This is a genomic window from Novosphingobium rhizosphaerae (assembly GCF_050920675.1).
GTDB lineage: Bacteria > Pseudomonadota > Alphaproteobacteria > Sphingomonadales > Sphingomonadaceae > Novosphingobium > Novosphingobium rhizosphaerae.
In genome coordinates this window covers 632,501-655,569 of sequence record NZ_CP137861.1, presented here as the reverse complement: position 1 = coordinate 655,569, position 23,069 = coordinate 632,501, and the positions used below count along the sequence as shown (strand labels likewise).

General features: G+C 65.9%; 17 protein-coding genes and 1 tRNA gene (1 of these 18 cut by a window edge). 9 read left to right on the top strand and 9 right to left on the bottom strand.

The window, feature by feature from the left end; all coding sequences use genetic code 11:
- Window positions 1-135 precede the first annotated feature (135 nt).
- Window positions 136-2,097 carry an AAA family ATPase gene (locus R9J51_RS03025; RefSeq protein WP_179505836.1) on the bottom strand — a complete coding sequence of 654 codons (1,962 nt, stop codon included), beginning with the start codon at window positions 2,095-2,097 and terminating at the stop codon, window positions 136-138.
- 465 nt (window positions 2,098-2,562) lie between these two features.
- On the opposite strand from R9J51_RS03025, the gene R9J51_RS03020 reads away from it, so the two are divergent.
- Genes R9J51_RS03020 through R9J51_RS02995 form a run of 6 tightly spaced genes read left to right on the top strand, consistent with a single transcriptional unit; the run spans window position 2,563 to window position 9,905 of the window.
- Window positions 2,563-3,798: an SWIM zinc finger family protein gene (locus tag R9J51_RS03020; RefSeq protein ID WP_432787801.1), complete on the top strand. Its 1,236-nt coding sequence runs from the start codon at window positions 2,563-2,565 to the stop codon at window positions 3,796-3,798.
- Entirely contained in the window at window positions 3,795-4,040 is a 246-nt protein-coding gene (locus tag R9J51_RS03015; RefSeq protein ID WP_432787800.1) for a hypothetical protein, read from the top strand. The genes R9J51_RS03020 and R9J51_RS03015 overlap by 4 nt, the downstream gene beginning before the upstream one ends.
- Entirely contained in the window at window positions 4,033-5,436 is a 1,404-nt protein-coding gene (locus R9J51_RS03010) for a DUF5691 domain-containing protein (protein WP_179505834.1), read from the top strand. The genes R9J51_RS03015 and R9J51_RS03010 overlap by 8 nt, the downstream gene beginning before the upstream one ends.
- Window positions 5,433-6,512, top strand: coding sequence for an ATP-binding protein (locus tag R9J51_RS03005; RefSeq protein ID WP_168555609.1), 1,080 nt, complete (start codon window positions 5,433-5,435; stop codon window positions 6,510-6,512). The genes R9J51_RS03010 and R9J51_RS03005 overlap by 4 nt, the downstream gene beginning before the upstream one ends.
- A gap of 4 nt (window positions 6,513-6,516) precedes the next feature.
- Window positions 6,517-8,733 carry a DUF5682 family protein gene (locus R9J51_RS03000; protein WP_179505833.1) on the top strand — a complete coding sequence of 739 codons (2,217 nt, stop codon included), beginning with the start codon at window positions 6,517-6,519 and terminating at the stop codon, window positions 8,731-8,733.
- Entirely contained in the window at window positions 8,730-9,905 is a 1,176-nt protein-coding gene (locus R9J51_RS02995; protein WP_179505832.1) for a VWA domain-containing protein, read from the top strand. The genes R9J51_RS03000 and R9J51_RS02995 overlap by 4 nt, the downstream gene beginning before the upstream one ends.
- Before the next feature lie 135 nt (window positions 9,906-10,040).
- Here R9J51_RS02995 and R9J51_RS02990 read toward each other — a convergent pair.
- Window positions 10,041-10,114: transfer RNA gene (locus tag R9J51_RS02990), tRNA-Gly, on the bottom strand.
- Window positions 10,115-10,279: 165 nt separating this feature from the next.
- Between R9J51_RS02990 and R9J51_RS02985 the strand changes: the two genes are divergently transcribed.
- A complete protein-coding gene (locus R9J51_RS02985) occupies window positions 10,280-12,400 on the top strand; it encodes an acetate--CoA ligase family protein (protein WP_179505831.1) in 2,121 nt (706 codons plus the stop codon).
- 121 nt (window positions 12,401-12,521) lie between these two features.
- On the opposite strand, the gene R9J51_RS02980 is transcribed toward R9J51_RS02985, so the two are convergent.
- From R9J51_RS02980 to lgt, 6 genes are all read right to left on the bottom strand, one after another.
- A complete protein-coding gene (locus R9J51_RS02980; RefSeq protein ID WP_179505830.1) occupies window positions 12,522-13,058 on the bottom strand; it encodes an adenine phosphoribosyltransferase in 537 nt (178 codons plus the stop codon).
- Window positions 13,059-13,162: 104 nt separating this feature from the next.
- Window positions 13,163-13,981 carry a cytochrome c1 gene (locus R9J51_RS02975; RefSeq protein ID WP_168555603.1) on the bottom strand — a complete coding sequence of 273 codons (819 nt, stop codon included), beginning with the start codon at window positions 13,979-13,981 and terminating at the stop codon, window positions 13,163-13,165.
- Between the two features lie 30 nt (window positions 13,982-14,011).
- Complete coding sequence (locus tag R9J51_RS02970; RefSeq protein WP_168555602.1) at window positions 14,012-15,286, bottom strand: cytochrome b; 1,275 nt, start codon at window positions 15,284-15,286, stop codon at window positions 14,012-14,014.
- Window positions 15,287-15,297: 11 nt separating this feature from the next.
- A complete protein-coding gene (gene petA / locus R9J51_RS02965) occupies window positions 15,298-15,891 on the bottom strand; it encodes a ubiquinol-cytochrome c reductase iron-sulfur subunit (RefSeq protein ID WP_168555601.1) in 594 nt (197 codons plus the stop codon).
- 237 nt (window positions 15,892-16,128) lie between these two features.
- Entirely contained in the window at window positions 16,129-17,196 is a 1,068-nt protein-coding gene (locus R9J51_RS02960; RefSeq protein WP_179505829.1) for an SAM-dependent methyltransferase, read from the bottom strand.
- A 20-nt stretch (window positions 17,197-17,216) separates the two neighbouring features.
- Window positions 17,217-18,053 (bottom strand): prolipoprotein diacylglyceryl transferase, encoded by an 837-nt coding sequence (lgt, locus tag R9J51_RS02955; RefSeq protein WP_168555599.1) that lies wholly within the window; start codon window positions 18,051-18,053, stop codon window positions 17,217-17,219.
- A 344-nt stretch (window positions 18,054-18,397) separates the two neighbouring features.
- Here lgt and R9J51_RS02950 point away from each other — a divergent pair, with 344 nt between their 5' ends.
- Both R9J51_RS02950 and R9J51_RS02945 read left to right on the top strand, forming a co-directional pair.
- Window positions 18,398-21,190, top strand: coding sequence for a [protein-PII] uridylyltransferase (locus tag R9J51_RS02950; protein WP_179505828.1), 2,793 nt, complete (start codon window positions 18,398-18,400; stop codon window positions 21,188-21,190).
- An 11-nt stretch (window positions 21,191-21,201) separates the two neighbouring features.
- On the top strand, window positions 21,202-21,783 hold the full coding sequence (locus tag R9J51_RS02945; RefSeq protein ID WP_246866048.1) for a YqgE/AlgH family protein: 582 nt from the start codon (window positions 21,202-21,204) through the stop codon (window positions 21,781-21,783).
- A 3-nt stretch (window positions 21,784-21,786) separates the two neighbouring features.
- Here the strand turns inward: R9J51_RS02945 and R9J51_RS02940 are convergent, their stop codons facing one another.
- Window positions 21,787-23,069, bottom strand: partial view of a surface lipoprotein assembly modifier gene (locus R9J51_RS02940; RefSeq protein ID WP_179505827.1) — the 3' portion only. The gene runs 19 nt beyond the window's last position; 1,283 of the gene's 1,302 nt are visible here — the last part of the coding sequence; its start codon lies off the right edge, out of view; its stop codon occupies window positions 21,787-21,789.

Genomic DNA, 23,069 nt, shown 5'->3' with positions numbered 1-23,069 from the left:
CTTCCGAGCGTGGCGCCGGAGTGGTGACCCGGATCGCTCCAAAACCGGTTCAACTCGCGCTCTCGGTGTTGATGGGATGCTGCATCGAGCAGGCGCACCGTCCGGCCGAGGTGCAATCCCCGGCCGGACGCGGCGTTAAAAACCCATGCGCACGCTGCCGCCTCCCTTGGCTGCGCTTTCGTCGCGCAGACGGGCGAGGATGTCGGCGGCATCGTGCGCCGGGGCGTGGCGAAGCTGGCGCGCCACCACGGCAAAATCCCCCGGCGTCAGGTTGCTAAGGGCGGCGATGCCTTCTGGCGGCTCCATGCCGAAGCGCTGGCGAAAGGCCCGTATCAGCCGTTCGGGGCCCAGCGGCTTCAACTTCAGTTTGAAAACAAAGCGCCGAAGTGTTGCCGGGTCCAGATTGTCGGGGTGGTTCGTGGCGGCCACGACCGGCAGCGGATGCCGGTCGAGCCAGGTCAGCAATTCATTGACCTGGCCAATCTCCCAACTGGTGCGCGCGTGCCGGCGATCGAACAAGAGGGAGTCCGCCTCGTCGAACAACAGGACACCATCGCGGCGACGCGCTTCCTCAAAGGCATCGGCAATGGCGCGTTCGGTGCCGCCGACCCATTTGGACAGCAGATCCGAAGCGCGTTTGACCAGGAGGGGACGATCCAGCGCACGGGCGAAGTGATGCGCCAGCGCGGTCTTGCCCGTGCCGGGCGGCCCGGAGAGCAGCAACGAGACATCGCTGGCCCCGCCCGCTGAGACTGCCTCCAGCAAGCTGGCCAGCGGACGATCGGTCTCGAACAGGTCAAGGTCGAGCGCGTCCTCGTGCCCCACTGGCAGAGGCTCATCACGCAGTGCGCGCACCAGCGATCCAGCCGCCTTGGCACCACCATCCTGTTCTCCTGCCAAACGCGCCACCCGCGCCGACACCCGCAACACGCTGGCCGCCTCGGGTGCGGCATCGATCAGCGCCGTGATGGCGCCGCCACGGACAACGCCTTCCTCGCGCGCGATGCGGTCCGCCATGCGCAAGGCCGCGCTGCGGGGCGGGTGCGCCATGCGCAGCACAAAGCTCATGCGGCGCAGGATGGCATCGTCCACATTGCCCAGCGCATTGGTGGTCCAGATCACCGGCAGCGGGTTGGTTTCCAGCATGCGGTTGATGAAAACCTTGCTGCCTTCGCGCCGGTTCATCCAGTCACCCTCGCTGCGCTGGGTGTCGCCGATCAGGTCCTCCATCTCGTCGAACAGCAGGATCGCCGGGCGGGGTTGGCCAGACAGGGCACGCTGCGCCAGTTGCAGGGCGCGGACGCGTTCCCAGCGGGTCGGCTCATCCCCGTCGTCGTCAGCTTCGCCAATCGCGTGCAGCGGGGCGCCTACGGCAGCGGCAAGGGCCAGCGCCATTTCGGTCTTTCCTGTGCCTGGCGGGCCGTGGATCAGGATGTTGATGCCTGCCGCACGATGCGTCAGCGCCCCGGCCAGCAAGCGGCGCAGCATGTCGGCGTCACCCACGTGGCTGAAATCCTCCAACGTCAGCCGCGCGTCTTGGCGCGCGCCAACCAGCAAAGAAAGCAGATCGCCATCGGCCGCCGGCGCACGGTTGAGCAAACGCTCCAGCGGCCAGCGCAGGTCCACCTGCAAATGCCCTTGATGTCCCAGCTCAAAGCCGATCAAGCCAAGACGCAGGACCGGGCTTTGGCGTACGGCTCCTTCGGCCATGGCGCTGTCTGCGCCGGCCAGTTCACCCAGCAATGATGGCAGATCATGCCCACACCGCGCGGCGATACGCACCAGTTCGCGGAACCGGGGCAGCCGTTCTGCCGCGATCATCACGGCCATCAGTTGTGCATCGAAGGGCGAAAAACCGAGCAGCCGGGCCAACCTTGCGCCTAGCACCAGGACATGGGCTGGCACGCCCTGCCGCTGGGATACAGCCAGCTTGGGGCAGATTTCAGCCCACGCGGGATCTTCCTGTGCCGTTTTATCCAGCAACCACGGCAGGTTTGGCCCTGCCCATTCACCCAAAGCGAGCGCCAGTGCGCCCTTGGCCGGAATATCCTGGCCAATCCGCAGCGCCAGGCTGCGGACGATCGAAAACTCGTCCATAAAGCATCTCACGTGCGGCCTGGCCACGCGACAAGGCGCGGTCGATCAGGTCCATTTTCAAGAAGGCTTGAAAGGGCGCGACAGGCGGTTCCACCGCCCTATCGCAGCGCCACGCGACGCTTACGAGAAGGGCTGGAACAGCACGGGCGCAGCGCCCACAAGGCTATAGTGTTCCAACACGGTCTTTCTCCGAGAAGACGGGCAATAGACGCCGTCTGCCAGTGGACCATAAAACATGCGGCACCCCGGCGACAAGCATTTGTTCAAAAGCCGGCCAGGGATTTGTGCAATTCGCAATTTATGCTCACGCTTGTAAGCGTGGTTATATTTAAAAAATATGCAAGCGGCGGGCTGGGCAATGAAATTCGCTGCCTGAGCGTGAGCATACGGCATTTCCCCGCTGATCCACACCTGTCAAAACTTTGTCATCTGCAATGACGGCCATTTGCAAGCTGGGCCCCCGGGGTGCTTCGGGTCCGGCCATTCTTAAACTGCGGCCCGACATCGAAACACAATTGTTATTTAACAACCGCAATCTACCATGGCTTTCACGGCGAAGTTGGAGGGCGTGTGGGGGGCGATCTGAAGGCGGTTGAGCAACTTGCAAGCGATCAGGCATCGCTCAAGGCCGCCGCCGGGCTGACCAAACCCACAAAATGGTCCGGCCTTGGCGCCAGCCATGATGCCACGCTGATCTGGGGCGAATGCGCCGGGTCGGGCGCGAATCCCTATCGGGTCATGGCCGATCTGCGCGATATGGGCAGCAAGTGTACCTGCCCTTCGCGCAAGTTCCCTTGCAAACATGCGCTGGCGCTGCTGTGGATCAATGTCGAGGCGATTGCGCCCTTTCCCGCCGCCGAAACGCCGGACTGGGTCAGCGACTGGCTGGGCAGGCGGCGGACGGGGGCGGCGGCGAGGCCCGTGGTCAAGGCGGAAAGCGGCGAGGAAAAGAGCCTTGCGGCAGCGCTGAGCGAAGCGCCCGAACCGGCCACGGACGAGAAGGCAGCAGCGCGGCGCGCGGCAGCCAGTGCCAAACGCGCCGAAGATACCGAGCGCGCGATCCTCGATGCGCTCGACGCGCTTGAACAGTGGATTGGTGACCAGTTGCGGCTTGGCCTCGGCGGCTTTGTCGGCGATGTCACGGCGCGCTGTCGCCGGATCGCGGCGCGGCTGGTCGATGGCAAGGCGGCGGCGCTGGCTGGCCACATCGACGAACTGCCCGCGCGGCTGCTTGAACAACCCGCTGCTGATCGCATCCGCGCTGCCACCGTGGAACTGGGGCGCCTGGTGCTGCTGGCGCGTGCCTATCGTGCCGAGCCGCGCGCGCCCGAACTGCGCCGCGCGGTGGCAACAACGGAAAACCGCGAGGCCCTGCTCGCTGATCCCGGACGATCCGTGTGGCGGGCGTTTGGGAAGTGCTGGGCGAGCAGGTGCGGACGCGGCGGGACGGGCTGGTTTCGCAGACGACATGGCTGCTCAACCTTGGCCCGGATCAGCCGCGCTTTGCCATGCTGCTCGATTTCTTCCCGGCCAGCGCAGGACGGCGGGGATCAGTCTTTGTACCCGGGGAACAATTCGTGGGTGAAATGGCCTTCTATCCAGCGCGCGCGCCATTGCGGGCGGTGCTGCTGGGGCGTGAGGCGGCGGGCGAGGCGCTGCGGGCATGGCCGGAGCACGACGAGCCGCTGGAGCAGGCGTTGACCACACCATGGCTCGACGAACCTTGGGCTGTGGCCTGGCCCGTGCTGCTGCCCGCTGGCCGGATCGGCTTTGACCGCTCTGGTGCGATATGGTGGCGCGGCAGCCACGGGGCACTGCCGCTGGGCGGCGAGGTGACGGGGCTGGCGACAGGCACCGAATTGACGCGCAGCGTCGGGTTGTGGTCGGGCAACCGGCTCGACCTGCTGGCCGCGCGCACGCCTTGGGGGCGGATCGGTGGCTGAAGCGCTGTTGGATGGACTGGCCCCGGTCATCACCCGTTGGACGATGGGCGGCAGCGCTGCACATGCAGCGCCCGCTGGCTGGCGCGGCGGGCTGGGCCATGATGCGGGCGAGGCGGAACTGCGCCTGCTGGCGCTGACCGGCCAATTGCTGGGCACGATGGCCGTGGCCGAACCGGCGGGTGATCTGCAGGTGCTGGGCGACCTTCCGCGCCTTGCCAAGCCGCCGCTGCCCGAAGCATTGCGTCCGCGCTGCCGGCGCATCTTGGCCGCGCTGCGCGATGCGGATCAGCGCCGCGCCCTGCTGGCCCTGCTCGACCGGCGCGGTTGGACCATGCATCCGGCCGATTGGTTGCCGGGCGCCAATGAGCACGATCTTCCCGCCACTTATGCGGCGTGGCAGGATTGGGTGGCGCAGGCTGCCGCTTGCGCCGATACGGACGAAATCTCTCCGGAAAACTGGGATCGTTTCGGTCCGGCCGCAAGGCGGGTTGCCTTTGCCGAATTGCGGCGGCGCGATCCGGCGCGCGCATCGGCGTTGCTCGCCGCCAAGATTGCCAGCGAGACGCCAGACCGGCGGCTGCTCTTTCTCGACCTGCTGACCGGGCTGTCGGCCACCGACGTCCCGCTGCTCGAAACCTTGGCCAGCGATCGCGCGCCGCGCGTCAAGGCGCGGGCGATGGCCTTGCTGGCCCGGCTGGGAAAGGGCGGTGCGGTGGACGAGGATGCCCGCGAGATCGCCGGGTTCTTCTCCACGAAAACCACCGGATGGCTGCGCAAATCGCTGCGGATCGTCCCGCAGGAATTGAAGACCCCCGCGCAGCGTAACCGCCGCGGCGCGCTGATGGAGGCGCTGACGCTGACGGCCATGGCGCAAGCCCTCGCGTTGAGCCCGGAAGAACTGATCGCAGCCTGGCCTTGGGGCGAGGACACCCATGCCGACCATGCCCTTGCGGCAATGGCGGAGCGCAGCGCTGCCGATGAGGTGGTCGTCCTTGTTGCCGAAGCGCTGGCGTCGCAGCCAGGCAGCGACATCCTGGCGTTTATTCCGCTGCTGCCCCGCATGTCCGCAACGTGGCGACAGCAAGTGGCGCTGCGCATGCTGGAAGCAAAAGAGGGCAATTTCCTTCGCGCGCTGCCTTTGGCCGGAGGCGATGGTGAGATCGCCGGCACGATCCGCACCGCTGCGGGCAAGGCGCTGCTGGCATCGCTGGTCAAGGAGGATGCCAAGCCTGCCGACCATGCGCCTGAATTGGCCGCGCTCGGCTTGCTGTCCGCCCGCGCCGCAGCGTCGGAGGCGCTGGGCCGGCTGACGGATGCGGGGCTGATCGCATCGGACCCAAGGCTTGATTTGTTGCGGCTCAACGCCGCGCTCAACGACGAAGGAAGCAATCCATGAGCGAGATGCTGCGGATGCCCGCCGAACAGGCCCACGCCGCCGAACTGGCCGCGCTGGCAGCAGGCGATCTTGGCCGCCGCCCGGCCGGCTGGGCGCTCTCGCCCCAGGCGGTCGTCACTTATCTGATGGGCGGCAAGGCGGCGGATGGCGTCGTCATTTCCCCCAAATATGTCGGTGACAAGCGCTTGATCGAAACCGCTGTCGCCACTCTTGCCACCGATCGCGCGCTGTTGCTGCTCGGCGTGCCCGGCACCGCCAAGTCATGGGTTTCCGAACATCTTGCTGCGGCGATCACCGGCGATTCGACGATGGTGATCCAGTGCACCTCGGGCACCGATGAAAACCAGGTTCGCTATGGCTGGAACTATGCACAGTTGCTCGCCCACGGTCCCAGCCGCGAGGCGCTGGTGCCCACCCCGCTACTGCGCGCGATGGAGCGCGGCAAGCTCTGCCGGTTCGAGGAACTGACCCGCATGGGCAGTGATGTGCAGGACACGCTCATCACCGTGCTTTCGGAAAAGATGATGCCGATCCCCGAGCTGAACGACACCGTCTATGCTGCGCGCGGCTTCAACGTCATTGCCACTGCCAACAACCGCGACAAGGGGGTGAACGAGCTGTCCTCGGCGCTTAAACGGCGGTTCAATGTCGTCGTCCTGCCCTTGCCCGATAACGCGCAGCAAGAAGTGGCGATCATCGTCAAGCGCGTGGGCGAAATGGCGCAGAGCCTCGATCTGCCCGAGCCGAAAAATGTGGCCGAGGAAGTGGCCCGGGTGGTGGCGATCTTCCGCGAACTGCGCGCAGGCTCGACCGAAGACGGCAAAGTCGCGCTCAAAGTGCCATCAGGCGGGCTTTCCACGGCCGAAGCTATCGGCGTGATGGTGGGCGGCATCAGTCAGGCAACCTTCTTCAACGATGGCAGGCTGACGCCGGAAACACTGGCCAGCAACATGATCGGTGCGGTGGTGAAAGACCCGGTGCAGGACCGCGCGGTGCTGGGCGAATATCTCGAAACCGTGCTCAAGAAGCGACGCGGCTTTGAAGGCTATTATGCCTCGCTGACCGAGATGCTGTGAGCCTGTGGTCGCGCCGGTCTCCTATTTCGGCATCCGCCACCATGGCCCGGGCTCGGCCCGGCGGCTGGTCGAGGCGCTGGATGATCTACGCCCCTGCGCGGTGCTGATCGAGGGGCCGGCCGACGCCACGCACCTGCTTTCGATGCTGGCCGATCCGGCGCTGGAAACACCGGTCGCGCTGCTGACCTATGCGCAGGACGATCCCTCCCGCGCGAGCTTCTTCCCATTCGCCGAATATTCGCCCGAGTTCCAGGCGGCCCGCTGGTCGCTGGCCCATGGCGCCGATTTGCTCTTTATCGACCTCCCCGCCGCCGACCGCCTGGCCGAGGAGGACAATGCCGCACCAGAGATACCGCCCAACCCTATCGCCCAAGATCCAATCGGCTCGCTGGCACAGGCTGCTGGCTATGATGATGGCGAATCATGGTGGGCCGATGTCATCGAGCAGAACCCTTCTCCCGGCCCGGTCTTTGCCGCCGTTGCCGATGCCATGACTGCGCTTCGACGCGAATCCGGCCCGCTCCCGGCCTACGAGGCTGCGCGCGAGGCGCATATGCGGATCGAGATTGCCCGCGTCGCCAAGGACAGCCCTGGTCCGGTGGCGGTGGTTTGCGGCGCCTGGCATGTGCCTGCTCTGGCAGAAAAGCACAGTCTTGCGGCCGACCGCGCTCTGCTCAAGGGCCGCGCCAAGGTGAAGATCAAAGCCACGTGGGCGCCTTGGACCACGCCGCGTCTTGCCTATGCCAGTGGCTATGGCGCTGGTGTGGCAGCGCCTGGCTGGTGCGCGCATGTGTGGCACAGCGGCGGCGCGGCGGATAGCAATGCGGTCTGGCTCGCCAAGATCGCCCATACCTTGCGCGAGAGGGGGCATTTCGTTTCGACTGCCGCCTTGATCGAAGCGCAGCGGCTTGGCACTGCGCTGGCCGCAATGCGCGGCCGGCCCACGCCGGGGTTCGAGGAAATGCGCGAGGCCACGATTGCCTGCCTTTGCCATGGCGAACGTGCGGTGTGGGACGACATTGCCGCTCAGTTGCTGGTCGGTTCGGGCGTTGGCGTGATCCCCAGTGGCACCCCGCTTGCCCCATTGCTCGAAGATCTTGCTCGCCAGCAAAAGGCGACGCGGCTCAAGCCCGAGGCGCTCGAACGCGCTCTGACGCTCGACTTGCGCAGCGAAAGCGGCCTTGCCCGATCCGCCTTGCTCCACCGCCTGACGGCGCTGGGCATTCCCTGGGGGCGACTGACCGACGCCGGGCGTAGCCGCGGGACGTTCCGCGAGAACTGGCTTTTGCGCTGGGAGCCCGAATATGCGGTGCGGCTGGTCGAGAACCTTGTCCATGGCTCGACCATCGCCGAGGCGGCCGCCAATCGCCTGCTCGAAACCATGCGTGACGAGGGCAATCTCGGCATGCTGGCGCGGCTGGTTCGCGACGCGATGATTGCCGATCTGCCACGCGCCACGGATGCAGGCATCGCGCTGATGGAAGAAAAGGCAGCGCTGACCAGCGATTGCCCGGGCCTGCTGGCCGCGCTGCCACCCATGGCCGATGTCCTGCGCTATGGCGAGGCGCGCGCGGGCACGGTTGAACATCTGGCCGCACTGATGCCGCGCATCGTGGTGCAGGCATCGCTGGCGCTGGCCTATGCCGCGCGCAATCTTGACGCCGAGGCGGCCGCGGCGCTGCGCGAGGCGATCCTTGCCGCCGATGGAGCTATCACGCTGGCAGAGCTTGGCGGCGATGTTGCGGAAAGCTGGTATACCGCGCTTGCGGCCGTCATTGCCGATCAGCAGGCGACAAGGCTGGTGTCCGGCGCTGCCGCAAGACTGCTTTTTGAAGCGGATCGGCTTCCCGCCGACGAGGCTGCCACCTTGCTTTCGCGGATGCTCTCTCCCGGCACGCCAGTGGCCGAGGCGGCGGGCTTCTTTGAAGGTTTCTTTGACGGCATGGGCCAGCGACTGATCCACGATGACCCGCTGCGCGATGCTGTCGATGCCTGGATCAGCGCGCTGGAGGAAGAAGCATTTGTGGCGAGCCTGCCGCTGTTGCGCCGCGTCTTCTCGCGGCTCGACAAGGCAGAGCGGCGGCGGCTGGCCGATGCCGCGCTGGGGCGTGACGATGTGGGAGGTGGGCGCCGCTATCGCCTGCTGCCTGCTGCCGCTACGCTTTGGCCCGCGCACGAGGCACGCGTTCTTGCTCTCTTGCAGGCGGGAGCACCCGCATGAGCCAAGACGAACGTATCCGCCGCTGGACTCTGGCCTTGGGCGTCGAGGAAAGCGAGAGCGAGCGATCGGCCCTCTCGGCATCCGACCTGCGCATGGCGCAGGCGCTTTCCGCGCTTTATGGCGATGGGGAGGATGGCGGGAAGAAAGGCAGCGGAGGCCTCGGTGCATCGGCCCCACGCGTTGCCCGCTGGCTGGGCGACATTCGCGAGTTCTTCCCCACGCCGGTGGTTCAGGTCATCCAGAAAGACGCCTTCGAGCGCAAGGGCCTGCGCCAGATGCTGCTCGAACCGGAATTCCTCGCCACCGTGGAGGCCGATGTCAGCCTTGTCGCCGATCTCGTCGCGCTGCGCTCGGTGATGCCGGAAAAGACCAAGGAAACCGCGCGCATTGTCATTGCCAAAGTCGTGGCGGAATTGATGGAGCGGTTGGAACGGCGCACGGGTGATGCGATCCGCGGCGCGCTTGATCGGTCGCGCCGCACCAATCGCCCGCGCTTTGCCGATATTGACTGGCCGCGCACGATCCGCGCCAATCTGCGGCATTATCAAGCCGAGCATGGCACAATCGTCCCCGAAAGGATGGTCGGCTTTCTGCGCCAGCAGCGCCGTATTGCCGACCTTGATGAAGTCGTGCTCTGTGTCGACCAGTCGGGCTCGATGGCGACGTCGGTGGTCTATGCCTCGATCTTTGCTGCAGTCATGGCGTCGCTCCCCGTGGTGGCGACCAAGCTCGTCTGCTTCGATACCGCTATCGTCGATCTGACTGAAGAACTGGCTGACCCGGTTGAAGTGCTGTTCGGCGTCCAACTGGGCGGGGGCACCGATATCAACCGCGCGGTGGCCTATTGCGAAGAGCGCATCGAGCGTCCGGCCAAGTCGCATCTCGTTTTGATTACCGACCTCTATGAAGGCGGCGATGCGGCGGCCTTGCTCGACCGGCTGGCGCGCCTGGTGCTTTCGGGCGTCAATGTCATCGTGCTGCTGGCACTCACTGACAGCGGACGCCCTTCCTATGATCCCGCGCTATCCGCAAAAGTTGCCGCGCTGGACATTCCGGTCTTCGCCTGCACCCCCGATGAGTTCCCCGATCTCATGGGCACCGCGCTGCGCCGCGAGGATATCCATAGCTGGGCGGCCGATCGGGATATCAGGCTGATCAGGCCTGACGGATAAGGCATGCCCGGATCGACCGGCATTCACGAACCCGAGCCATGGCATGAGGCGAGACTTCCCGAGCCGGATGGCCTAAAAAATGCCTTAGATTTCAGCGGCTTGTAAAGCTGTTAGGGATGTCTCGAGACCGAGAATTGGAGCGGGTAGCGGGAATCGAACCCGCATAACTAGCTTGGAAGGCTAGGGCTTTACCACTAAGCTATACCCGCCCGCTTAGGCCAAAGCGCTTGCCATGGGCGATCGTGTCTCGTCAACCATTGTCGTCATGTTTGTGGTGGATGCCAGGGGAGGCAGGCCATTGGGGCATGCTGGTCACTCGCCGCTTGCCGCGTTTCGCTGATTGTTATATGTCATAGCGAAATTCGGAGGATGTCATGGCTGTTGAACCCGTTCTGTCGCATCAGGCGATCGCCCGTTTCCTGCGCCCGCAATCGGTGGCCGTGGTCGGTGCATCGGACAAGCCCGGAGCGCTCGGCGCGACGCTGCTCAGCAACCTGGAGCGCAATGGCTATGCTGGGGCGATCTATCCGGTAAATCCCAAGCGCGAAGAGATCGGCGGGCGCAAATGCTATCCCAGCGTCGACGCGCTGCCCGAAGGCGTGGACGTGGCCGTGCTGGCCATTCCGCGCGTGGGTGTGCTTGATGCCGTGCGCAGCCTGGCCGCGCGCAAAGCTGGAGGCGTGGTGATCTTTTCGGCCGGCTTTGCCGAGGGAGGCGAGGAAGGGCTGGCCGAACAGCGCGAGATCGCGCGGTTGGCTGCCGAAGCGGGCATGGTGGTGGAAGGGCCGAACTGCCTGGGCCTGGTCAACTATGTCGATCGCATTCCGCTGACTTTCGTGGAAACCAACGCCGTGCCGCCCGCAGGCAAGCGCGCGGTGGGCATCGTTTCGCAATCCGGGGCCATGGCGGCGGTGCTGGGCACCATGCTGCTGGCGCGCGAATGCGGGGTTTCCTATTCGGTTTCCACCGGCAACGAAGCGGCCAGCGGGGTTGAAGACTTTGTCGGTTGGCTGGTCGACGATCCGGACACCCACGCCATTGCCATGATCGTGGAGCAGTTCCGCAAGCCGCAGCGCTTCCTGGCGGCGGCGCGCCGTGCGCGGGCCGCTGGCAAGCCGGTGGTGCTGCTGCATCCGGGCAAATCGAGCGCGGCACGCGAATCGGCGGCGACGCACACCGGCGCGATGGCGGGCGATTACAAGCTGATGCGCGCGATGGTGGCCCGCGCCGGGGTGATCTTTGCCGAAACGCTGGAGGAACTTGGCGACATTGCCGAGATTGCCGCGCGTTGCCCGATCGCGCCTTCCGGTGCGGCCGCCGTGTTGGGCGAATCCGGTGCGTTCAAGGCATTGACGCTCGATCTGGCCGAAGAACTCGGCCTGGCGCTGGCGGCGCTGCATGACGAGGATTCACCCGCGTTGCGGGCCGCCCTGCCGCCTTTCGTGCCGGTGTCCAACCCGCTCGACATCACGGCGCAGGGCCTGTCTGAACCGGCGATCTATACCCGCACGCTCGATGCGCTGCTGGCCGATGACCGGGTGGGCACGGTGCTGGCCGGCATCATCCAGGCCGAGGCGATCACTTGCGCGATCAAGTTCCCCGCGATCCTGGCCGCAGTGGAAGGCAAGACGCTGACCAAGCCGCTGATCTTTGCCGGGCTGGACGAAGGCGCAGACGTTCCGGCGGAGCGCATTGCCGCCCTGCGTGCAGCCGGCATTCCCTGGTTCCCCACCACCGAACGCGCGCTGCGGGCGATCACCCGCCTCACGCACTGGTCTGCCCGCGATCTTTCGGTCACCGATGCCCCGGCGCTGGCAGTGCCCGGCCTTGCCGATGTGACCGGCGTGATTCCCGAATACAAGGCCAAGCAACTGCTGGCCCCGGCCGGCGTGGCCTTTCCCAAGGGGCAGTTTGCCGCCAGTGCCGATGATGCCGTGGCAGCCGCGCAGGCCGTGGGCTATCCAGTGGCGATGAAGGCGCAGGCGGCCGCGCTGGGCCACAAGAGCGATGCCGGCGGGGTGATCCTGAACCTGGCCGACGATGCGGCCGTCCACGAAGCCTGGACCCGCATGTTCGCCAACGTGGCGGCCTATGATGCCACGATCAAGCTGGACGGCGTGCTGATCGAGGCGATGGGCAAGCGTGGTCTGGAAATGATCGTGGGCGCCAAGAACGATCCTGAATGGGGGCCGGTGGTGCTGGCCGGGTTTGGTGGGGTGACCGCCGAGATCCTGCAGGATGTGCGCCTGCTGACCGCAGACCTGACGCAAGAGGCGGTGGAAGCCGAACTCATGCAACTGAAGAGTGCGGCACTGCTGGCCGGCTATCGCGGGTCGCCCGTGCTCGATGTGCCGGCGCTGGCCGCGCTGATCGTCAAGGTGGGCCAGGTCCTGCGGGCGGAGCCTTCGATTCGCGAGATCGACCTCAACCCGGTGATCCTGCATCCCAAGGGCGAGGGCGTGGTGGCGCTGGATGCGCTGATGCTGGTGGATTGATGAGGGTGGGGGTGTAACAGGCCCCCCCGACCCCCTCCCGCGAACGGGAGGGGGAGTTTGCGGTGCCCTCCCGCGCAAGTGGAGAGGGAGATCGCCTGAAAGCCCCTCCCGCCGGCCGTGGTCAGTGACCCGGAAAATCCATCAGGGCATCAACGGTCACGCCCGCCTCGCGCAGGCGCCGCGCGCCGGGCAGATCGCACAGGTCGATGACGAAAAAGGCGTGGGTCACGATCGCGCCGGCCTGGCGCAACAGGTGGGTGGCGGCGAGCGCCGTGCCGCCGGTGGCGATCAGATCGTCGACGATGGCCACCCGCGTCCCCGGCGCGATTGCCGTGGGGTCTATTTCCAGCCGGTCGGTGCCATATTCCAGGTCATAGTCCACGCCGAGCGTGGCGACGGGCAGTTTGCCCGGCTTGCGCACGGGCACGAAGCCCAGGCTCGCATGGGCGGCGGCCGCTGCGCCGAAGATGAAGCCGCGCGCTTCCATTCCGGCGATCAGGCCCGCACCGCTGTCCTGCACCCGCCGCGCCAGATGATCGATTGTCGCGGCAAAGCCAGGCCCATGCGCAATCAGCGTGGTCACGTCACGGAACAGGATGCCGGGCTGTGGGAAATCGGGCACGGCGCGGACCAGGGCCTTGAGATCGTCGGGCGTCATGACATGCTTTCGCGGAGGGGAGGGGCGTGGCGGCGCTGTGCCGTCAACCCATGAAAAAGGCCACCGTTTCCGGTGGCCTTTTCGTTTTCGCACAGGGGCGGTTCTTAGTGGACCTTCGACCACACGTTCCGCTTGGCAAGGTAAGCCAGCGCGGTTGCGGCGAGGAGGAAACCCAGCACGGCCCAGCCGGTCTGCTTGCGCTTTTCCATCTTGGGTTCGGCGGTCCAGGTCAGGAAGGCGGCCACGTCGGCAGCCATCTGTTCCTTGGTGGCCTTGGTCCCGTCGCCATAGGTCACCTGATCGTCGGCCAGGGGTGCCGGCATGGCGATATTCAGGTTGGCGAAGTAGGGGTTGTAATAGAGGCCATCGGGTGTCTTGGCATCAGGATACTTCTTGAGCAGCTCTGCAGGCTGTTCCTGATAGCCGGTCAGCAGCGAATAGACGTATTCCGGGCCTTCGTGTCGGGCCTTGGTGACCAGCGACAGATCTGGCGGGTTGCCGGTGCCGGCGTAATAGACCTTGGGGAAGTGATCGGCGGGCACGTTGTCGCGCTCGGTTTCGTCACCGGTCTTGGGATCCTGGACCTTGGCCTTGGTGCCCCATTCCTTGGCGATCGCTTTCACTTCCGCTTCGGTATAGCCCAGCGCGGCCAGATCGCGGAACGCGACGAAGTGCAGCGAGTGGCAGTTGGAGCAGACTTCCTTGTAGACCTGGAAGCCGCGCTGCAACTGCGCCTGGTTGAACTTGCCGAACGGGCCATTGAACGAGAAGCCGGGTTCCGGCTCCTTGGGGGCAAGGTGGAATTCCTGCACCGCCGTGGTGGGTTCGGGCTCGCGGATCGCCTGGATCGCGCCAACGCCGAACGACCAGAGCAGCGCGACGGCGAAGAAGAGGCCGACAAGAGGACCAAAAAGACGGACCATGGGGTTCTCTCTCTTTTGCGCTTCGCTGGCTCAGGCGGCCGGGGCGGTCTGGTCATCCTTGCCCAGCACCGCTTCGGTGATCGAGAACGGCAGCGGGGCCGGCTTCTCGATCGAGGCGACGATCGGCAGGATCACGAGGAAGTGGAGGAAATAGTACGTGGCGGCGATCTGCGAGATCAGCACGTACTTGGTTTCGGCCGGCGAGCCACCGCAATAGCCCAGCACCAGCACGTCGATGACGAGCAGGTAGAAGAACTTGCGGAACAGCGGGCGATAGTGGCCCGAACGCACCGGCGAGGTATCCAGCCAGGGCAGGAAGAACCACACCAGGATCGCCGAGAACATCGCCAGCACGCCCATCAGCTTGGCCGGGATGAACAGGAAATCGGCGGTGAAGGCGCGCAGGATCGCGTAGAACGGCCAGAAATACCATTCGGGCACGATATGCGCGGGCGTGGAAAGCGGGTTGGCTTGGATGTAGTTGTCCGGGTGACCCAGCGCGTTGGGGAGGAAGAACAGCATGGTGCAATAGAGGATCGCGAAGACCCCCAGCCCGAAGCCATCCTTCGCCGTGTAATAGGGGTGGAAGGGCACCGTGTCGGATTCGGTCTTCACTTCCACGCCGGTGGGGTTGGAAGAGCCGGGGATATGCAGCGCCCAGATGTGCAGGATCACCACGCCCAGGATCACGAAGGGCAGCAGGAAGTGCAAGCTGAAGAAGCGGTTGAGCGCGGCGTTATCGGGCGCAAAGCCGCCCAGCAGCCACTGTTGCAGCGGTTCGCCGACCACGGGAATGGCCGAGAACAGGCCGGTGATGACCTTGGCGCCCCAGAAGCTCATCTGCCCCCAGGGGAGCACGTAGCCCATGAACGCCGTGGCCATCATCAACAGGAAGATGGTCACGCCCAAAAGCCAGATCATCTCGCGCGGGGCCTTGTACGAGGAGAAGAAGAACCCGCGGAAAATGTGGATATAGACCACCACGAAGAACGCCGAGGCGCCGTTGGCATGCGCATAGCGCAGCATCCAGCCCCAGTTCACGTCGCGCATGATGTGTTCGACGCTGTCGAACGCCACGCCCGAATTGGCGGCATAGTGCATCGCCAGGACCACGCCGGTGACGATCTGCAACATCAGGCAGACCCCGGCAAGAATGCCGAAGTTCCAGAAATAGTTGAGATTGCGTGGCACCGGATAACCGGCGCCGACGGCGTTGTAGACGAAGCGCGGCAGCGGCAGCTTCTCGTCCAGCCACTGCATCAGCGGGTGGCTTGGCTTGTATTCTTTCGCCCAGGGAAAGCTCATCGTGTCTATCCTCAGCCGATCTTCACGACAGTGTCGGACGTGAATTCATAAGGCGGCACTTCCAGGTTCTTGGGCGCCGGGCCCTTGCGGATGCGCGCGGCGGTATCATAGACCGAGCCGTGGCACGGGCAGAAATACCCGCCGAACTCGCCCTTCACTTCACCTTCGCCGGCGCCCAGCGGCACGCAGCCCAGGTGGGTGCACACGCCCATGGTGATCAGCCAGTTCTTCTTGCCCGCCTTGGTGCGCTCTTCCAGCGTCTGCGGATCGCGCAGGCTCGAGGTTGGCACCTTGTCGGCCTCGCCGATTTCGACCGGCGTCAGGTTGCGCACGAAGACCGGCTGCTTGCGGAACACCGCCTTGATCGCCTGGCCGGGCGCGATTTGCGAGATGTCGATCTCGGTAGAGCTTTCGGCGAGCACGTCGGCCGACGGCGCCATCTGCGAAACCAGCGGCACCAGCACCGCCAGTCCACCCACTCCGGCAAAACTCACTGCCGCGATATTGATGAAATCGCGCCGACGCACGCCTTCATCGACGCCCGCACCGTCGTGGACGGCGGGCGAATCTGTGCCGCTTGCGTTCACAATTGCCTCATCAGCCATTGATAATCCCTGCCTGCTGCCACCCCGCCTGGAACGGCCGGGCACGGTATTTCCCCCTCCTTGCGCGCGGCGGCGAACATCGCCGGGTATCATGCGCGCTGGGCCGCCGTGATATGCACGTGCCAGGCCCAAACAGTTATAAAGCGTGATAGCCACAGAATTGCGGCTTTGCCAACAAGCATTTTATTGGGGCAAATGCGGACGTTTTGCGCTGCCGCAATGCAATCGACAAAGCGTTTAGAACGCAGCGCCCTTTGGCCAGTGCACTGCGGAAAAGACCATGGCCTTGAACAAGTTGCCCATTTCATCGGGATGAACCAGCCGATGCAGGGCGCGCGCCAGGACGGCAGCCTGGTCGGGGGCGTGGCGGGCAAGCCCGGCCGCGCGCGCCTCGATCCCGAGACACCTGAGGAATTCGCCTTGCGTGACCACGCCATCGCACCTTGCGCCAGCGCTGGCGACGGCTGGCACCAGTGCGGCGAAATCGACCAGGGCGGTGAGGTCCGCCTCGCCCGGATCGGCAAAGGGATCGACCTTGGCATGGGCCCGCACCGCCTGGAGCGTGCTGCCGTCGCGGGGCTGGGCATGGCCGTAATCGATCCATAGCGCCACGCCTCCCTGGGCCGCGAGGCGCAGCGCCACGTCCCCGGTCACGGCAGCCGCGGCGGGGCAGGTTTCGATGATCGTGCCTTCGCGGGCCGCGGCGCGTTCTGCCGGTACGGCGGCGTCCATCGGGCGATCGCCGGCCACGGGCAGCAGGCGGTCTTTCGCCGCGTCCCAGCCGATCATCCGTTCGCGCCAGCCATCGGCCATGCGCACCAGTTGCCGCACCGGCAGGGCATCGAGGAATTCGTTGCCCACCACCATGAGCGGGCGGTCTTGGGGCAGGGTGGAAAAATCGTCGTGCCAGGTGGCCTGCGGAAAGCGCGCGCGTTGCACGGCGCGCAGCGTGGGGCTGGTTTCCACGAAGTGCACATCGGGCACCAGGCCCTGGCGTGCGGCCGCGCGCAACGCGTCCTGCGCCAGCGTGCCGCGCCCGGGGCCCGCTTCGACATAGGCAACCGGGGTGGGACGGCCGGCGCGAATCCAGATATCGGCCAGCCACAGGCCGATCATCTCGCCAAACATCTGGCTCACTTCCGGCGCGGTGATGAAATCGCCCGCCGTTCCCAGCGGGTCGCGCGCCGCGTAATAGCGGGCGTTGGATTCGGCCATGAAGTGGGCCACGCTGATCGGGCCGGCCGCCCGGATCAGCCGGGCAAAGACCTGCTTGAGCGTTTCAGGGGGCCGCGATTCGCCGGGCATCGTGGGTCTGCCGCTTGCGCTCAGTCCGCCGGCGGCGGTGGCACGGTACCCAGTTGCGGCCGGGCCAGGGCGCGGACCAGCAAAGTCAGGCCGATCGCCAGCATTGGCAGGGTCAGCCACTGGCCCATCGAAAGCCCGGTGCGCAGGGCAAAGTCTTCGAGCTGGGCATCGGGTTCGCGATAGAATTCGACGATGAAGCGCGAGAGGGCATAGCCGGTGGCAAAGGTGCCCATCAGCAGGCCCGGCCGCCAGCGCGCGCGGGTTTTCCAGAACAGCGTGATCAGCACCGTGGCCAGGATCACGCCTTCCAGCAGGGCTTCGTAAAGCTGGCTGGGATGGCGCGGATTGGGCCCGGCGCCGGGAAACACCATGGCCCAGGGAACGTCGGCCGTGGTCACGCGGCCCCACAGTTCGCCATTCACGAAATTGGCGCAGCGCCCGAAGAACAGCCCGATCGGCGCGCATGGGGCAATATAGTCGCACACCCGGATGAAGCTGAGGCGGTTGCGCCAGCACACGAAGGCGATGGCCAGCACGGTGCCGATCAGCCCGCCATGGAAGCTCATCCCCCCCTGCCACAGCTTCACCAGTTCCGAAGGGTGGGACCACAATTCCGGGGCATAGAACGTGGCGTAGCCCAGGCGCCCGCCCAGGATGATGCCCAGCGTGGCATAGAAGAACAGGTCATCGGCATGGCGTTGCGCCATGGGTGCGCCGGGCTGGCGGATCATGCGCGACAGGTGCCAATAGCCGATGAGAATGCCGGCCAGATAGGCCAGCGAATACCAGCGCAGCGCAAAGAAGCCGAAATCCCAGGCGATGGGCGACAGGCCCAGCTGGTCCCAGTGCAGAGGCATGCGCGTGGATGCAGCCGCGGCGGCAGAAAGGACCGAAAGGACAGGGGCCGGGGAAACGAACAAGCGCGAAGCTCCGTGGCAGAGTGGGCCAGGCACGGCCGGATGGCCAAGGCAAGGCCGGGATCGCGCGCCTTCTGGCACAGGGGCCAAGTGGTTGGCAAACCCCCAAAGCGCACAGGCGTTTTTGCGCCATGCCGTGTCATGGAGCGGGAACTTTAACCCGGCATGCGGCTTTCGCCGATACCGGTTCCTGTCCCAAGGGGCGCATGTTCGATCGGGCTTATCGTGAAAACTTCGATGTCTGCGCTGTTTCCCCTTAACGCCACCTCGTTTATTGCAGGGTCATGACCTTGCCCCGCATCGCCCACCAGCGCGCCATAATCGACCGCCGCACCCTTGCCGAAGCCGTGACCCGTGCCGTCGTCGATGCCGGCGGCGATCCGTCACGCGCGCGCCCTACGGTGGTGGAGCATTTGCGCGCGGCGCTGGCCCATGGTCGCGATGAGCTGGCCCGCCGCCTGCGCGGCAAGCCGTCGGCCGGCTATGAATGCGCGCAAGGCCAGGCGTTCCTGGTGGACCAGCTGGTGCGCGTGATCCACGATTACGTGATCGGCCATGTCTATCGCGCCAGCAACCGCACCACCGGCGAGCGCATCGCCGTGCTGGCCGTGGGCGGCTATGGCCGCGGCGAGATGGCGCCGCATTCCGACGTGGACATCGCCTTTGTCACGCCCAACAAGCCCACTGCGTGGTGCGAGCAGGTGATCGAGGCAATGCTCTATTTCCTGTGGGACTTGGGGCTCAAGGTCGGCCACTCCAGCCGCTCGCTGGACGAGACGGTGCGCATGGCCAAGGGCGACTTGACGATTCGCACCGCGCTGCTCGAAGGTCGCTATGTCTGGGGTGATCGCGCGGTCTACGAGGAATGCTCGCGCCGGTTCTGGGCCGAAGTGGGCGCCGGCACCGAGCGGCAGTTCGTCGCCGAGAAGCTGGCCGAGCGCAACGAGCGGCACAAGCGGCTGGGTGACAGCCGCTATGTGGTGGAACCCAACGTGAAAGAGGGCAAGGGCGGCCTGCGCGACCTGCACACGCTCTACTGGATCGGCAAGTATGTGCACAAAGTGCGCGATCCGTCCGAACTCGTCGATGTCGGCCTGCTGACGGCGGCGGAGTACCGCGCGTTCCACCGCGCCGAGAACTTCTTCTGGGCGGTGCGTTGCCACCTTCACATGATCACGCGCCGGGCCGAAGATCGCCTGACCTTCGACCTGCAACGCGAAGTGGCCGCGCGCATGGCCTTTGCCGATCGGCCGGGCAAAAGCTCGGTCGAACGGTTCATGCAGTTCTTCTTCCTCCAGGCCAAGCAGGTGGGCTCGCTGACGGGCGTGTTCATGGCGCAGCTGGATGAACAGTTCGCGCGGACCAAGCCGGGCTTCTTTGCTGCGCTGCGCCAGCGCCGCAAGCGCACGGTTTCGGGCTTTCCCCTGGTGGCAGACAAGGTTTCGGTGCCGGGCGACGATTTCTTTGCCCAGGATCCCGCGCGCCTGCTGGAAATCTTCGTGGTGGCCGACAAGCACGGACTGGAAATCCACCCCGAAGCCATGCGCCTGGCGCGGCGCGATGCCGGGTTGATCGATGGCAGCGTGCGCAAGGATCCGCGCGCCAACGCGCTGTTCCTGGAATTGCTGACCAGCCGGCATGACCCGGAAACCGTGCTGCGCTGGATGAACGAGGCCGGCGTTTTCGGCCGCTTCATTCCCGATTTCGGCCGCGTCGTGGCGCAGATGCAGTTCGACATGTACCACCACTATACGGTGGACGAGCACACCATCCGCGCCATCGGCCTGCTCGCCCGCATCGAAAAGGGCGAGGAGCGCGAGCCGCATCCGCTGGCCAGCAACGTGGTGCAGAAGGTCGCTTCGCGCCGCGTGCTCTATGTCGCCACCCTGCTGCACGATATTGCCAAGGGCCGGCGCGGCGATCATTCGATCCTGGGCGCCGAAGTGGCGCGCAAGCTGTGCCCGCGGCTGGGACTTTCCGCGGCAGAGACCGAGCTGGTTTCGTGGCTGGTGCGCTGGCACCTGCTGATGAGCGCCACCGCGTTCAAGCGCGACCTGGCCGATTACAAGACGATCGCCGATTTTGCCGCGCAAGTGCAGAGCGCCGAGCGGCTGCGCCTTTTGCTGATCCTGACCATCGTCGATATCCGCGCAGTGGGGCCGGGCATCTGGAATTCGTGGAAGCGCCAGTTGCTGGGCGACCTGTTCATCCAGACCGAGGAAATGCTGCGCCTGGGCCACAAGCAGCACGGCCGCCCCGAACGTATCGCCGCCAAGAAGAAGGCGGTGGGCGAACTGCTCAAGGAGCGCGCCGCGCTGATCGGCACGGTGGGCCGCCAGCTCAGCGATGCCTATTGGATTGCCGAGCCCGAAGACATCATCGCGCTCAACCTGCAACAGATGGATGCCGCCCTGGGCGAGCCACTGTCGGTGGAAGCGCACTACTATTCGGCGCGCGGTGCCACGCTCGTCACCGTGCTGGCGGCCGACCATGCCGGGCTGTTCTATCGCCTGGCCGGGGCGATTCACCTGGCCGGGGGCAACATCATCGACGCGCGCATCCACACCACGCGCAATGGCCTGGCGGTGGACAATTTCCTGGTCCAGGACCCGCTGGGCCGCCCCTTGAACGAAGCGCGCCATATCGAGCGGCTGAAAGCCAGCATTGCCGATGCGCTGTCCAACCGGGTCAAGCTGATGCCGCAATTGGCCGCGCGCCCGCTGGCGCGCCCACGGGCCGAGGCGTTCGACGTGCAGCCCATCGTCATCTACGACAACAAGGCCTCGAACCGTTTCACCGTGGTGGAAGTGGGCGCGCGCGATCGCCCTGCTCTGCTGGGCCGGCTGGCCCACGCGCTGTTCGATTCGCGGCTGGTGGTCCACTCTGCCCACATCGCCACCTATGGCGAGCGCGCGGTCGACACGTTCTATGTCACCGACATCCTGGGCGAAAAGGTCACCAGCGAAACGCGCTTGCGCAATCTGGAAAAGCGGCTGCTCGATGCGGCGGAGGACCGTGGGCCAACCGGCAGCAGCGGATCGGTGGCGGACCCTTCGGCCACGGCGGCCGCGGCTTGAATCTGCCCCCCATGACCGCTGCCTCCTATTCCGACCATGCCCCGCAGTATCTTGCCGGGCGCCTGCTCCTCGCGCTGCCGGGCATGATGGACCCGCGCTTCGATCATGCCGTGATCGCGCTCTGCCTCCACGATGCCAATGGCGCGCTGGGCATCGGCTTGGGCGAAGTGCGCGCGGGTATCACGTTCCATGCCCTGCTCGAGGATGTCGGCATCGATCCCGGCGATTCGCCCGATGTTCCCGTGCTGCACGGCGGCCCGGTGGAGACCGGGCGCGGTTTCGTGCTGCACACGCCCGATTGGGGCGGGGAAGGCTCGGTTACGGTCAACCCGCTGTGCACGCTTTCAGCCTCGATGGACGTGCTGCGCGCCATTGCCGAAGGGCGCGGGCCTTCGCGCTGGCTGATTGCTTTGGGCTATGCCGGCTGGGGACCGGGGCAGCTTGAGGAAGAACTGCATCATCACGGCTGGCACGCGGCCGAAGGTTCGCCAGCGATCCTGTTCGACACGCCGCGCGAACAGCGCTGGTCCGCCACCTGGCGCGCGGCCGGCATCGATCCGGCGCACCTGGCCGCTGATACCGGCCACGCCTGACAGTCAGAACGCCGCGGTCACGCCCACTTCGGCGGCCACGCGGCGATAGTCGTAGATGCCCACGGTCGATCGGTTGCGCTCCCAGCGCAGCCGGGTGATCGGGGCCAGGCCTTGCCATTGCAGCGCGCGCCAGGTGGCATTGCCGACGATCGAAAAGCGGTCGTCCACCCGGCGCCGGGGATAGAGGAAAAGCCGGGCATCGGCCTCCAGATGGCTGTAACTGGCGCTGATCACCACCGTTGTCCGGCCGATCTCGCGAAAGGCATAGAGCGCGCCGCCGCCGGTCACGTCGGACCAGCCGGGATCGTTCGCCTTGGTGCGATTGACGAAGGCCTGGATCCCGCCGCCCAGGCGCGCGGAGAGGGCGCGGTCCAGCCCGGCAGAAAGGGAAAACACATCCCCGGTCTGCAGCGCGTTGCGGCGGTTGGCCGTATGCGTCACGCCCAGCCCGGCACGGCCTTGCATGGTCTTGCCCATGGGATGCAGGAAATCGGCGCTCACCCCCAGCGACGTGCTGTAGGGATCGAGGCCATACCAGCGCCAGGTCGGCCCAGCGGCCAGAGTCAGCCGGTCGGCGCCCAGCACGTATTCGGGGCCAGCCTGAATTCCCACCAGGATGTCATCGAATCGTGAATCGCGGTAAAGATCGGCCGAGCCATTGGCCCGCACCAGCAGGTTGACGTCATTTTCCAGTGGCGCGCGGAAATAGGTCTGTCCGCGCAGCGCCAGGCCCAGGCCCGATTTGGCCTTGGCATCCTGGTCCAGCGTGAAATCGCCGATCACGGTGCCCAGCGTGTTGGATCGCGTGGCGCGATTGATATTGCTGTCTGGGGCGAGGGCCACGTCCAGGCTGCCGCCGAACGGTTTGCGCGCCTTGAGCGCCGCCGCATAGAAACGCACCATGCGCTCCACGTCGGGCGGCAGGCCGCCGGCCTGGGCCGCGCGCATTTCCCGCCGGGCGGCGCCAAGGTCACCCATCATCGCCTGCACGCGGGCCAATTCCAGGCGCACGCGCTGCGCCTTGGGCCGCTCGTCGAGAATGCGGCGCAGCATGAGCGCTGCGTCCTTCAGCTTGTGCTCACGATCCGCCAGCATCAGTGCCAGGCGAAAGCGGGCTTCGTTCCGCACGTCGATGTCGGGATTGCCCGCCAGCGCACGATAGGCGGTTTCAGCCATGGTATAGTCACCACGGTCACGGGCCTGGTCCGCCAGTTCGAACAACTGCGGCGCCGATAGCGAAATGGTGTCGGCCTCGGCCACGACTGGACAAACCAGGGCCGCCAAGA

Excerpts from the sequence above, each read along its gene's own strand:
- R9J51_RS02975 (WP_168555603.1), bottom strand. The coding sequence starts at position 13,981 with ATGGTCCGTCTTTTTGGTCCTCTTGTCGGCCTCTTCTTCGCCGTCGCG.
- R9J51_RS03005 (WP_168555609.1), top strand. The coding sequence starts at position 5,433 with ATGAGCGAGATGCTGCGGATGCCCGCCGAACAGGCCCACGCCGCCGAA.
- R9J51_RS02960 (WP_179505829.1), bottom strand. The coding sequence starts at position 17,196 with ATGCCCGGCGAATCGCGGCCCCCTGAAACGCTCAAGCAGGTCTTTGCC.
- R9J51_RS03025 (WP_179505836.1), bottom strand. The coding sequence starts at position 2,097 with ATGGACGAGTTTTCGATCGTCCGCAGCCTGGCGCTGCGGATTGGCCAG.
- R9J51_RS02950 (WP_179505828.1), top strand. The coding sequence starts at position 18,398 with ATGACCTTGCCCCGCATCGCCCACCAGCGCGCCATAATCGACCGCCGC.
- R9J51_RS02945 (WP_246866048.1), top strand. The coding sequence starts at position 21,202 with ATGACCGCTGCCTCCTATTCCGACCATGCCCCGCAGTATCTTGCCGGG.
- petA (WP_168555601.1), bottom strand. The coding sequence starts at position 15,891 with ATGGCTGATGAGGCAATTGTGAACGCAAGCGGCACAGATTCGCCCGCC.
- lgt (WP_168555599.1), bottom strand. The coding sequence starts at position 18,053 with ATGCCTCTGCACTGGGACCAGCTGGGCCTGTCGCCCATCGCCTGGGAT.
- R9J51_RS02980 (WP_179505830.1), bottom strand. The coding sequence starts at position 13,058 with ATGACGCCCGACGATCTCAAGGCCCTGGTCCGCGCCGTGCCCGATTTC.
- R9J51_RS02995 (WP_179505832.1), top strand. The coding sequence starts at position 8,730 with ATGAGCCAAGACGAACGTATCCGCCGCTGGACTCTGGCCTTGGGCGTC.
- R9J51_RS02970 (WP_168555602.1), bottom strand. The coding sequence starts at position 15,286 with ATGAGCTTTCCCTGGGCGAAAGAATACAAGCCAAGCCACCCGCTGATG.
- R9J51_RS02985 (WP_179505831.1), top strand. The coding sequence starts at position 10,280 with ATGGCTGTTGAACCCGTTCTGTCGCATCAGGCGATCGCCCGTTTCCTG.